The organism is Rufibacter immobilis (genome assembly GCF_003721565.1).
In the GTDB taxonomy this organism is placed as follows: Bacteria; Bacteroidota; Bacteroidia; order Cytophagales; family Hymenobacteraceae; genus Nibribacter; species Nibribacter immobilis.
Genome location: NZ_RJJE01000002.1, coordinates 314,297 through 327,324, shown reverse-complemented (window position 1 = coordinate 327,324; position 13,028 = coordinate 314,297). Strand labels below are relative to the sequence as shown.

The following is a 13,028-nucleotide window of genomic DNA, read 5'->3' as shown; positions in this document are numbered from 1 at the left end:
TGCTCAGCCTGTGGTAGTTGACAAGCTATCTAATTTGCCTGCTACGGGGCAGCTTTTTAAACGCACCTAAATATCTAAAACTTCCAGTTGCGTTTAGGGGCCGTTTTTGGAAAAAGAGCCCCTAAACGCAGCTGGAAGTTTGCATCTTATTAGCGCACAATCTTGAACTCTGTGCGCCGGTTGAGCTGGTGGTCTTCCTCAGAGCAGGGAACGCCGTCTTTGCAGCGGTTCAGTAGTTTGGTTTCGCCGTAGCCTTTGTCAATTACCCGCTTGGGGTCAATTCCCTTTGAAATGATGTACTTCACGGCGGTTGCCGCCCGCAACTGCGAAAGCATTAGATTGTAGCGGTGGCTCTCGCGGCTGTCTGTGTGGGAGCTCAATTCAATCTTGATGGTGGGGTTATCCTTCAGCATGTCTACCACCTTATCCAGCTCCTGCATGGCCTCCGGCCGAAGGTCATGCTTGTCGAGATCGTAGTAAATATTGTCTAGCACAATGGCTTGGTTGTAGGCGCTTCGGTCCAGGACCAGTTCCACATTGATGGTGTCTGTGGTCTTACGGCAGTCTGGCACCACCTGTATGGTCTTGATCAGGTATCCTTTCTTGCTACCCCTTATGGTATAGGTTTGGTTGGCTTTGGCAGTGAATTGGAACTTGCCGTCTTCGTTTGAGATGGTGCGGAAAGCGTTGGCAGAATCTCCGTTTACAATTACGTCCAGGTTCACGGCCTCTACCGGTATCTTCTGGGTGCGGCCATTGCGGGAAGGAAGGCGCACAAAGGTTGCCCCTACCAATTGACAAGGCGTAGCGGAAGGTCCTACTTTGTAAATATCATCTGAACTACCGTCGCCGCCCCGGTTAGAGGAGAGATAGCCGTTCTTGCCGTCTTTCTCATAGATGAGCCCGAAATCATCGCGCGGCGAGTTAAAAGGATAATAGAGGTTCTGCACTTTCTGCCACTGGTTTGCGCTGCCTTTGGCCGAGAAGATATCTAAACCGCCCATTCCCAAATGTCCGTCTGAGGAAAAAAACAGCGTTCCGTCTGCGTGCACCACCGGAAACACCTCTTTCCCGGGCGTGTTGATCACCGGCCCCGCATTGACCGGATCTGACCACTGTCCATTGGCCTGCCTAACGCTATAATAAATATCCGTCTGGCCTTGCCCGCCGGGCATATCTGAGACAAAGTAGAGAATCTTCCCATCTGGCGAGAGAGCGGGGTGCCCCACAGAATAGACATCTCCCTTGCTATGGATGAACGGCTTCACGTCCTGCCATTTCCCTTTCTTGAGGGTAGCGGTGTAAATCTCCAGCCGGTCAATAAAGTCATCGTTCTTGGAGTAGCGCTGCCAGCTCCCTTCCTCCGTGAGTTCCTGCGGCAACACCCGTTTTTTCACCCGCTTGGTACGGGTAAAGAAAATTTCCTCAAGATCTGGCGAAAAAGTAGCCGTAGCGTTATGGAATTGGGTATTGATGCCGTTTTCCAAAGGCGTGATGGGTCCCCATGTTTTATTACTCTGCCGTTCTGCCTGGTATAGTTGCAGATAGGGGGCCCCGGTCCAGCCATAAACTTTTTTGTCTCTGGAGCTTTGCCCCCGGTCTGACGAGAAAACAAGGTTATTGCCGTAGAAGACCGTGCTGAAATCTGAGAAGTTGGAGCTAAGAGTGCTGTCACGGGTAACGTCTACGGGCAAGGGCCGGTTTATCCAGCGCATGGCCATGTCGCAGGCTTGCATCAACCTTTCGGCCTCGGCCTTTCTGGACGGTTCACGCTGGGCAAAACGCTGATACGCCTGTTTGGCGTCTTCGTATTTCCCGTTCTGCCGGCAGGCGTTGGCGTAGTAAAAAAGGTTGACCGGGGCCGCGTTGGGAAATACCAGCGTCTGCTTATACCAGATCTCAGCGGAACCAGGCTGGTTGATGAGCCGGTAGCAGTGGGCAATACGTTCCGTTATGTGCAGCGTAGGCTGGCCGTTGTCTAAAAGCTTTTTATATTCTTCCAGTGCCAGGGCATAATCAAAATCATTGAAATGCTTGTCTGCTTTGGCTGAATTTCCCTGCGCCCATGAGGAAGCAGGTTGACAACACAGCGCCAGGCAAAGCATTAGTAAAAAGGGGAAAATCTTCACAATTCCAGTTCTTGCACCAGTTGGTGAGTAAATAGTTTCTGTTTTGCCCTCTTCTATACCCGCACCACTTTTACCCTTTAGGCGTTAGAAGTAGCGCGGTGTTAGCATACGGCCATACTTCTTTTTAAGGAAGTTGTAGCCCAAAGATAACTCATGGCTAGAGTATTGGCGAAGTTTATTCAGGGAGAAATCATAGGAATACCCCACTCGCATCAACGGTGACGGATGTAGTTCCACCAGAACAGCCAGCGCATTTCCCAAGCGGGTATTGCTGGAAAAGGACTTGTTATTGAATATGTTAAGGGTTGTTCTGAAGGAGGTTCCCAGCCAAATCTGCTCATTAAATAGAAAGAAAGAGTTAAGGTCCAGGGCAGCCGGACCATTAAAGTCTTCCTTCAACAGGATACTAGGCCTGAATTTCATTTTCCGGCTAATGTCAAACACACCACCGGAGGTGAGAAACAGGTGCGGCTTGGGATCTGTAGGAAGCCCGTCCTGAAAGAAAACCACGTTCCCAACAGACAGTCCTGTATAGAACCGGTTACTGTACAGATAAGCACCCACCCTGGCGTTAGGCTTGATAGCGCGCTCTATTCCCATTGGGATAGCCACATCATTTCCTTCTTCCGGTTCCAGCAGGGTCCCGTTTAAGCTTTGCTGCGTTACGCCCAAGGAGATACCCACTGCCAGCCTGGTGACCGCATCTAGGGAAATACGCACCGAAGAATTCAGGGACACCTCCGTAAAGCGTTGCGCCCCTAAACGGTCATTGGTAATGATCACCCCACCCGCCAGCTTGCGGTTCAGGTTCCCATCTACGCTCAGGGTTTGACTGAGCGGGGCTCCCTCTAAGCCCGTCCATTGGCTGCGGTGCGACCCACTCAGGCTAGTAAAACCTTTGCTGCCAGCATAGGCCGGATTCAGGAGCAGGCCATTGAACATGTATTGGGTAAACTGAGGATCCTGCTGGGCAAACGACGCCTGAGGTAAACTCCACCAAACTAACCACGTTAAAACAAATAGTATCCTTTTCCTCATCCCCTCTAGCGCATAATGGTTACGTAGCCTTTCTCTACAACCTCCTGGTTGTCACAGAGGCGCACCCGCAGTACATAAAAGTAAGTTCCTTCTGCCAGGCCGCCGCCGTTCCAGTTGTTCCGGTAGTTTTTCATGCGGTATACTTCACTGCCCCAGCGGTTCAGGATCACCACATCATTGTCTGGATATTCTAATAGGTTTCTCACTACCCACAGATCATTCTTGCCATCATTATTGGGCGAGAAAACATTAGGCGCTTTTATTTCAGGGGCAAAATATTTTGGCTCAATGTCAAGGCTGGCAGAAGTTGTGGAGCAAACGCCGTTGCTGATCTTTACTGAAATCTTAGCGGAATTCCTTTGGGCATTGGCCGGTGCCTGCACAGAAACATAGTTACTGCCCGGCCCCTCCTTGATGGTCCACCCCGGTTCATCTGTAATGATGCTCCAGGTATAGGTGGCTCCCGGCACTGCCGGAACAGAGAACTGATTTCCCACACAGGTAGAACTTTCATCTTTGATAACAGGTACAGTTCCCACTGATGGGGCCACTGATACTTCCAGAGAACTCGTCTCACCGGCACTACACGCATTGGCTGCTGTCACGGTAACGATGCCTCTACCAGCCAGTGCGATTACTTTAATATTTTCTGTTCCTCTTCCTTCTTTGATAATCCAACCGTCCGGCACGGTCCAGTTGTAAGTAGTTGCCCCAGGAACGGCTGCAATTTTAAATTCCCGTAGTTCAGATGAAGCACAAAAGGAAGCCAACCCGGTTATCGAACCTGGCTTCAGTTGCCCAATTGCACTTGCGGTGACATTCAAGCTTTTCTCTGTACTCAATCCACAGCTGCTCACTGCTTTTACAGTGATAGTACCGCTGATATTAGCTGGAATAACGGTGATTTCTTTAGAGGTATGGTCAGTTATAAGCTTCCAGCCAGCAGGTACTGACCAGAAATAAGATTCCGCGCCACTGACACCCGTGATACTATAGGTAACAGCCCCGGCACTCACACAAACATCTGACTCGCCTATGATGTCACCACTGATAGTGGGCGCACCATTGGCCGGGATTACTGCTATAATACGTTTTTCACTTTGACCACAAGCGTTCTTGGCAATGACGCTTACTTCACCGGGAGAACTTCCGGCCGTTAAGAATAAAGTTGTGCTTCCCTGGCCTTTCTCCAGTTTCCAATCAGCTGGGAATGACCATTCATAGGAAGTCGCCCCGGCTACAGCATCAATTTTAAAGCTTAGCCCCTTTTGCCCCACACATGGAGCCGCGGTGAAAGAGGTAGTGATTGCCTCAGGTTTAGCAAGCGTAACGGGCTGTACCTGCACTTGCAGTGTACGCGGGTCAGAACTGACCCCACAACCATTAATCCCTACCACGCGCAGCGTGCCACCTGCCGTACCTGCTATAACGGTAATACTTCTAGTACCTCGGCCCTCTTTGATCATCCAGCCGTCGGGTAAGGTCCAGTTATAGGTGTTAACACCATCTACCGCTGCAACACTATACGTTAAAAGAGTAGTAGCGCAAGCGGCTGCCGGACTTTGAATGTTGCCCAGCACTGGCTTAACGCCCGTAGAAATAGATACATTTTTTACCGTAATGGCACTGGTACCACAGGTATTTCTGGCAGCTACTGTTACCTGTCCTCCCGTGTTACCTACCTGTACAGTGATAGAGACAGAGCCGCGCCCAGAAACAATAGTCCAGCCGGCGGGTACATCCCAATCATAGGAAGTGGCTCCGGCTACGGGTTCAATAGAATACACGATTTGCTTTTGCTCCGCACATACGCCACTTTCTCCTTTGATAGCCGCTGGAGCTGCCAAGCTATGCGTACCTACGGCTACAGCTAAGGTTCTTTTATATCCCGTTCCACAACTATAGTAGGAAGTAACAGAAACTTCTCCAGACTGTAAACCAGGCCTCACCTGTATCTCTCGGGTTCCCCGACCGCCTTCAATAATCCAACCATCAGGCACCTCCCAATGGTATTTAGTGATATCGGCTCTGGCAGCCACTGAGTACGTTTGTAGCGCGGAGGTGCATATAGCGGCACTGCCGTTGATAGCATCTGTTGCTGGCACAACTGCCGTTGGAACTACCATTACTACTTGTGCCGCACTGGTGCCGCAACTGTTACTAGCCACTACAGAAACAGTACCGGCTTCGTTTCCAACTTTCACCGTTACCTCAGGCTTACCTTGGTCAGAAACAATTTCCCAACCATTGGGCACGGCCCAGGTATAGACTGTGCCAGGCACGGGGTTCCTGACACTATAGTTCTTTTCAGTTCCACCACCACATGGCAACGTTTCACCTATGATCCCGGCGGGCAGAACAGGAGGAGACTGAGGTATAACCTCCCTCTTTACAGTAGCGCTGGCCCCGCAGGCATTCATGGCTACCACCGTAATGGTACCGGCTCCGGCTCCCGCTTTTACTTTGATTTCTTTGGTATCGCGCCTGCCTATAATGCTCCACCCAGTAGGTACTATCCAAGTATAGGCAGTAGCTCCTGGCACCTCATCAACATAGTAAGAAATAGAGCTTTCTGTTAAACAAGGAGTGGTTATTCCTTTGATTGCCCCTGGCGAGGCGGCAAGGGGTTGTGTGATCACTACATTCACGGAGTCTGAACGAGAACCACAGGCATTAGACGCCTTCACCTTCACATATCCACCGCTTGCCCCAGGCTTCACTGTGATGGATGTACCTCCCTGACTAGACAGAAAAGACCACCCTGCAGGCACTGACCAGACATAGTCTGTTGCCCCTTCTGAAGCCTTAATTGAGTAGGTATGAGAACTACTGGAAACGCACAATTCTCTGTCTCCTGCGGTAAAGCTAAATGGTTTGGGTGCGGCCTCTGAGATATTCACATTCGCCGCTACGGCCGCACTCGTGCCACAAGCATTACTCGCTGTTACCTGCACCTGCCCCGCCACGGCACCCACACGTACCACAACTGTGGTTTTTCCCTGCCCCCGTACAAACTCCCATCCTTCAGGCAAGCTCCAGGTATAGGTGGTGGCTCCGTTTACTTCGGCAATAGAAAAAGAAGTTTCTCCTGCATTGGCGCAAAAGTTAGTGTTCCCGGTGATCTTTCCAGGTTTAGCTGGCACCGCCGAAGAGACGGCAACATACAAACTGCGGGTGATACTCTGCCCACAACCATTTTTTGCAGTAACCTGGATAGTACCGTTAGCTGTACCTGCTTTTACCCTTATCTCTGATGATCCATTCTCATTGAGAATAGTCCAGCCGGAAGGTACTTTCCAGAGGAAAGAAGAAGCTGCGTTAGTAGAGGCAATACGATAGATAAGCTGGTCTGCATTGGCGCAGACACTTGCACTTCCTTGAATAGCAGGAGCCAAAGCCGGCACCTCGTTAGAAGGAGACACCTGTACCTCTGTAGAGGCACTCTGTCCACAGGCATTGCTGGCGGTAACCTTCACTACTCCAGCCTCCCTTCCTACCTTTACCACCAAAGAGGCACCACCTTGCTCAGAAATAATGCTCCAACCGGCAGGGACTGACCAAGTATAGGTTATGCCAGGCACGGGATTTTTAACGGAATACTTTTGCTGCCCCTCCATACAAGGAGCAACTTCTCCTATTATGCCCACAGGAGCCGCAGGGGGCGCTGTGGCCGGCATTACCTGCAATGTTCTCACAGGGCTGTTGCCGCAACCGTTACTTGCTACAACTGAAATGGTACCGGCAGCAGGACCAGTTTGAACTTTTATGCTTGCGGCGCCTCGCCCATCAATAATAGACCAGCCCTCCGGAAGAGTCCAATGATAACTAACTGCACCAGACACAGGAGCAACAGAATAAACTACCTCTTTTTGGTTGAAGCAAGGTTCCTTGGCGCCAGAAATTGGGCCAGGAGTTGCAGGAAGCTTTGTGTTTACCGTTACTTTCAAAGTGGCAACTGCTCCCTCACCGCAGGCATTAGAGGCCAAAAGTTTTATCTCTCCGCTGCTCCCAACTTTCACATTGATTCTGCGGCTGCCATTGTCAGAGAGAATCTGCCAGTCGGCCGGCACAGTCCATTGATAAGATGAAACACCCTCTATACTTTCTACTGAATACGTACGTGCCGCATTTGACCAACAGACCGCTTCCTCCCCAGAAATTTTCCCCAGCACAGGAATCCCTGAAGAGGTAGACACGGCCAGTGTGGTGACACCACTGACACCACAGCTATTCTGTGCCGTCACAGTAATCTGCCCGGCGGCTACTCCAGCCTTGACCGTGATTTCCCGCGTCCCCAGCCCACCGGTAATGCTCCAGCCATCTGGCACAGCCCAATTGTAACTGGTGGCAAAGGGAACTGCCGCTACCTGGTATTTTATACCTTCTGCGTTAGCACAGACTTGGTTTGAACCAGTAATAGAAGCAGGCTTTTGTGGCGCCGCAGGCGCCAGAGTCACTTCAATACTGCTGCTCGCGCTTTTGCCACATGCATTTTCAGCGGTTACTTTCACTGTACCTCCTGTTATACCTGCATTCACAGTGATTGCCGCCGTGCCGTGGCCTTCCTCAACCGTCCAGCCTAGGGGTAATTCCCATACATATGATGTTGCCCCTGCGACAGGGTTGATAGAATAAACAATCTTCTGTTGCAGCAAACATGCCTGAGGAGGCCCGGAAACGGCAGAAGGCATAGGAGGGGGTGAAGAAACCGTGCTTACGTCCAGAGTACTAGCGGGGCCTTCACCGCAGGCATTTACTGGCCGTACAGAAATGGTTCCATTCGCTTCCGCCCCGCCGGTAGTTACTTTAATAACATTGCTATCATGCCCTCCTGTAATCGTCCACCCCGCGGGCAATGTCCAGGCGTACTTACGCGCACCCACGACAGGATCTACCTGATACACATTCCCAGTAGTATTGACACAGAGTGAAGTTTTCCCCTTTATGTCGCCTAACTTAGAAGGCGTGGCACAGATAGAGAGTTCTGAAGTATTGTTCTTGATGTTAGGATCAGTGCCGTCTCCGGTCACAGTGACCACCGTAGTGGAGAATTCAGTCTTTAGGATGCTTGCCTTCGCCACCATAGTTACTTCAGCACCGCTTGGGAAACGATCAATTACCAGTTCCCTCCTAAGCGGATCAAAGATATACCCTAATGAAGTGACGGCGCTAAGGAAAGAAATACCGGAGGGGGTTTCAAAATTCATCACCACATTCGTCTCCTCGTCGGGCCCAAGGTTCTTGAGGGTGATGGTATATGTCACAATAAGGCCTACGCCGTAGGGCCCTTCACTCACCACATGCTTTACTTCTAGGTCTGAGACATGTTCTGTCCTTACTTCAGACACTTCGGCACCCACCAAAGAAACGCTTCCCTCCTGACTTAGCAGTTTCCCCTGTACAGTAGCACCTTTAGATGCCTCAATGTTACCCTTGGCCACCACAACCCCCTTCAAGGAGCCTCCTGCGCCAATCTGCACCTTCCCTGCCACCTGCCAAAAAACGTTCTTTGCTCGTACCCCCTGCCGTAACTCCACCTTTACAGCTGGATCTACCACCAAATCTCCCTCTACCTGAAAGATAAATATCCCATTGGGCTGCTGTCCACTTACTAGTTCTAATGATTTTTGAAGGTGTGCATTTCCTTTTATCCGATACACCCCTGGTGTTATCTTTCCTCCAGAAAGGGTGTTACCTACCAGAGAACTTGCTGGCATTTTGCTCCGCAGCTCTTCATAAACCACCGCTATAGCTTCCTGAGTGGCTTGAGATTTACTGGTCAAGGGCAATACTTCTTTCTGCACTTTACTATTGCCACTAGTTTTCACGCCGGCACCACCTGCCACAGAGACACCCCTCAACGCTTTTAGGCTGGGACTTGTCTGCGCAACGAGCGCCGAATGGGCTAGGAACAAGAGCAAAAACAGGAGCAACCGTATCTTCATGCAGAATCCTCCAATGTCTATTTAATAACTATTCAAAGAATAATTTAAATCCTTATATAAAATTGATCTTGAATTAAATTTTCACAATTGAAATCAAGAACCTTTGCTAACTCAATGCATAAGCATTTCTGGATTGAAGAATTCCTTTGATCTCAAAGCATCCTTTTTAGCTTTTTCTATTTGATCAAGTTGATTTATTACAAGTTTTCACTTTTTAGCAAATCTATCAAATAAAAAGCAATAAACATGTAACATTCTATATAAGCATCTACTAATATTGAGAAACTGCCACTCCTGAAGAGTCACTATAACAGAGGAAGTTGCACAGCAGAACTACCTTAAAAGAGGTAAAGCATAGAATGCTATTTAGACCACCAATATGTGCAGCAAAGAAAGGAGACGCGAGAACGAATAATAAATAATTTATATTTTCTATATATTCTTTTCACCCTGTGCAGGCAAGACAGAAAACACCAAAATTAATGCTCCTAAAAGGATTTAGCATTTTGATTAGCTCCAAGGATAAGAAATCCACTGAAGGGAATGCTGTTTTCATACAGGCCGCTTGAAAACCCTCTAAAGCCAGAATAAAAATCTCCTCAAGGCTCTCCCTTCACATCAAGATAAGCATGAAACTTAGTGCGGAATTAAAGAAGCAAGAAAGCGTATAGAGGACTTAGAAAAGAAAAAGGCTTGCAAGCATTTGCTTACAAGCCTCTCTAGGTAGCGGGAACAGGACTCGAACCTGTGACCTTTGGGTTATGAGCCCAACGAGCTACCAACTGCTCCATCCCGCACTGTTATTGTGATACAAAAGTAGGGGGTAGATTTTAATCCTCCAAATGTTTTGGCAAAGTTTTTCAAAAAAGATGCTAGAAACGTCCTGTAATCCCGAAATGGATCTTTCCTCTCTGGAGGCTGAAGGTCTCCAGAGAAGTTCTCCCAACGGAGTAAACTAGCTGAAACACACCGGCTCCCGTAGAAAAACTGATTCCACCGCCAACCCCGCTGGCCCATTGAACATTTTTCTCTGATTTTAGGTCGCGGCGCAGGTAACCCTGGTCATACAATAGGAAAACGTAAGAATCTTGCCCGGTGTACTGCCGGTATTCCAGCGTACTAACGGCGTAAGAGGAGGCGTAGAAGAAATAATCGTCAAAGCCGCGCAAGGAAGTAAGGCCTCCCAACCGGAAGAGCTCATTCAGATACAGTCGTTGATTCACCAAGATTTCGGAGCGCAGACGGGTGAGCAGCACCCCATTTTTAGAAATCGGCCAGTACCGCTCCAGCCGCGCGGCTAAGGAGAGCTGCGAGGTCTTCAGTTGCAGGGTATCATAATAGCTGGCTTCTACGCGGGCATTGCGTTGCACCCGTTTGTTACCCACTGCACCCTGGAAATACACCTGGGCTCCGCGCCGCGGGAAAAACAAGTCATCTAAGCTTCCCCAGGCATAGGAGAGGCCATAGGAGGTAAAGTTTGCGTCAATGGCCGAAGAATCTGAGCGGCGCTGCCTCAACGCTTCCGGCGAAAGCAGTTGCGAACTAAGCACTTCGGCAAAAAAGGTGACCCGACTGGTGGTAGACAGTGGATAGGCAATCTCCAGGCGGGGCCTCAGGTTCAGGAAAGAAGTATCTTGTTTGTAAAGATGGAACAAACCGGCTACCTCAAAGGGTGAATTAAAGAAATGCGGGTGCCTGTATTCCACATCCAGCAACTGTGAATTACGCTCCACCTTTCGCCAGTGCAGGCCAATCTGCTTGCCGCTGCCCCGTAAGTTCCGCACCTGCAGGTTCACTTCGCCGGTAATTAATAATCTGGAAGAGGAAGATTCTGGATCGGGAAGGAAACCGACAATGCCATCAAACTGGTTGGCCTTCTTCTCGTCAAGGAAAAAATATACCCGGGCCTGATTTTTCGCAAATAACACTTCCGGTTCTCTGGTAATGCGCACAAACGGCAACTGCCTTAACGCTCGCATGGCCGCCTCTATGCGTTGCTGGGAGAACGGCTGCCCAGGGGCTAATTGCGTATAGCGGTATAACGTGCGCAGCTGCATTCTACTGGTGCCCATGATCTGCACCGAGTCTATGAGCATAAGCGCCCCCCGTACTACCCGCAGCACCCCGCTTAAAGAATCCTGGTAGAGCCGCAGCGAGTCAATCTGCACAGACGCGTACGGATATCCGCTGTTTTCGGCCTCCCGCAGCAAAGCCTGTTGTAGTTGGGCAAACTCGGCGGGCCGGAAAGGAGTATTGCTGTACAGTTTCTCTCTAAACCCTACTTTCTCCAACAACCCTTCGCCCACGTTGCCGTTTCTGAGGGATGCCCAGGTGTAGGGCCTCCCGGAATACACGTACACCTTCAAAGAGTCATTTCGCCGATGTACGCTGTCAATAGCGGCGGCCAGGTAGCCTTCCTCCTGCAACCGGGAGAGCCAGTTCCGCAAATCCTGCCGCAGACCAAGGGAATCCTGAGCCGAAAGCTTAGGCTGTAGCCGGAGCCATAGTTTGGCGGCATCAGGGTCTTGGGAAATAACCTGCACCACCAGCCGGTCTTGTGCTCGCCCCACATGGCAAAGCAGCAGCAAGCCCAGAAACAGCCCCAGAATTGCGTATCTTTGCCAGACATTCTTTTGGTACAGACGGGAACTAGACCTCCTCTTCATTGTTTCTTAAAGGTACGGCTTGCGCTTCAAATTGAAAAAAGGCCGTTTTCATTTACTCTAAACGCTTTCCATAGCCCTTACGCACATTGGCCGGAATTTATCTCCATATCCCTTTCTGCAAACAAGCCTGTCACTACTGTGATTTTCATTTCAGTACGTCACTGGGTCTGAAAGAACAAGTCTTACAGGCCATGCGACAGGAACTTGCCTTGCAGCAGCATTACCTGAACGGCGAAACCATTGATACCATTTACTTCGGCGGGGGTACGCCTTCTATTCTCTCCGTGGCGGAGTTGAACGAGCTGCTGGAAACCGTTTACGCCCAACATACGGTAAACCCGGCCGCCGAAATTACTCTGGAAGCCAATCCTGATGATTTAACCCTGGAGAAACTGCAGGCCTTACGCCAAACTCCCGTCAATCGCCTGAGCATTGGGGTACAGTCTTTCCATGACCCGCACCTGCAGCTCATGAACCGGCCGCATACCGCGGCGGAGGCGGCCCTTTCCATCAAAATGGCGCAGGACCTGGGGTTCAGGAACATCTCCCTGGATCTTATCTATGGCATTCCGGCCGAAAACCCGGCGCTGTGGGAACAGGATTTGAGCCAAGCCTTCGCGCTACAGGCCCAGCATCTTTCCTGCTACGCGCTTACCATTGAGCCCAACACCGTTTTCGGACATCGGGTCCGCAAGGGAAAGTTCTCTCCCGCCGACGAGGAACGCGTGGCCCGGCAGTTTGAACTCCTCATGACAGAGGCCAAAGCCCATGGGTTTCTGCATTATGAGATCTCCAACTTCTGCCAGCCGGGCTATGAAAGCAAACACAACAGCAGCTACTGGAAACAGGTACCGTATGTAGGCATTGGTCCCAGCGCCCATTCGTTCAATGGGGTGAGCCGGCAGTTCAACCTCCCTAACAACTCTAAATACGTACAGGCCTTGGCCGAGGGCCAGTTGCCTTGCACTGTGGAGGAGCTCTCCGTGGAAGACCGTGTGAACGAATACGTGATGACTACCCTGCGCACCAGCTGGGGCTGTGACACCAGGTTTATCCAGGAGAAATGGGGAGTAGACTTAGTTGCACTCCACGCCCCGTACCTGCAGAAGATAGCAACCCAGGGACTGCTGCGGCAGGAACAAGGCGTTCTTCTGCTTACGGAGGCTGGCAAATTACTCGCCGATGAAATAGCCCTGGACTTATTTCTCTTGCAGGAAGAAGCCTAACGGATAGGAGCTTGAAGGCATCTT

General features: G+C 50.3%; 5 protein-coding genes and 1 tRNA gene. 1 reads left to right on the top strand and 5 read right to left on the bottom strand.

Annotation, left to right across the window (positions count from 1 at the left end; translation table 11 throughout):
• Window positions 1-149: 149 nt before the first annotated feature.
• From EFA69_RS03865 to EFA69_RS03845, 5 genes are all read right to left on the bottom strand, one after another.
• Window positions 150-2,129 (bottom strand): OmpA family protein, encoded by a 1,980-nt coding sequence (locus tag EFA69_RS03865; RefSeq protein WP_148041251.1) that lies wholly within the window; start codon window positions 2,127-2,129, stop codon window positions 150-152.
• An 84-nt stretch (window positions 2,130-2,213) separates the two neighbouring features.
• Complete coding sequence (locus EFA69_RS03860; RefSeq protein WP_123131769.1) at window positions 2,214-3,167, bottom strand: PorP/SprF family type IX secretion system membrane protein; 954 nt, start codon at window positions 3,165-3,167, stop codon at window positions 2,214-2,216.
• A 5-nt stretch (window positions 3,168-3,172) separates the two neighbouring features.
• A complete protein-coding gene (locus EFA69_RS03855; protein ID WP_183906686.1) occupies window positions 3,173-8,995 on the bottom strand; it encodes an ice-binding family protein in 5,823 nt (1,940 codons plus the stop codon).
• An 841-nt stretch (window positions 8,996-9,836) separates the two neighbouring features.
• Window positions 9,837-9,909, bottom strand: a tRNA-Met gene (locus EFA69_RS03850).
• 75 nt (window positions 9,910-9,984) lie between these two features.
• Window positions 9,985-11,778, bottom strand: a complete 1,794-nt coding sequence (locus EFA69_RS03845) for a BamA/OMP85 family outer membrane protein (protein ID WP_123131767.1) — start codon at window positions 11,776-11,778, stop codon at window positions 9,985-9,987.
• Between the two features lie 86 nt (window positions 11,779-11,864).
• On the opposite strand from EFA69_RS03845, the gene hemW reads away from it, so the two are divergent.
• Window positions 11,865-13,004 (top strand): radical SAM family heme chaperone HemW, encoded by a 1,140-nt coding sequence (gene hemW, locus EFA69_RS03840; protein ID WP_123131766.1) that lies wholly within the window; start codon window positions 11,865-11,867, stop codon window positions 13,002-13,004.
• Window positions 13,005-13,028 lie beyond the last annotated feature (24 nt).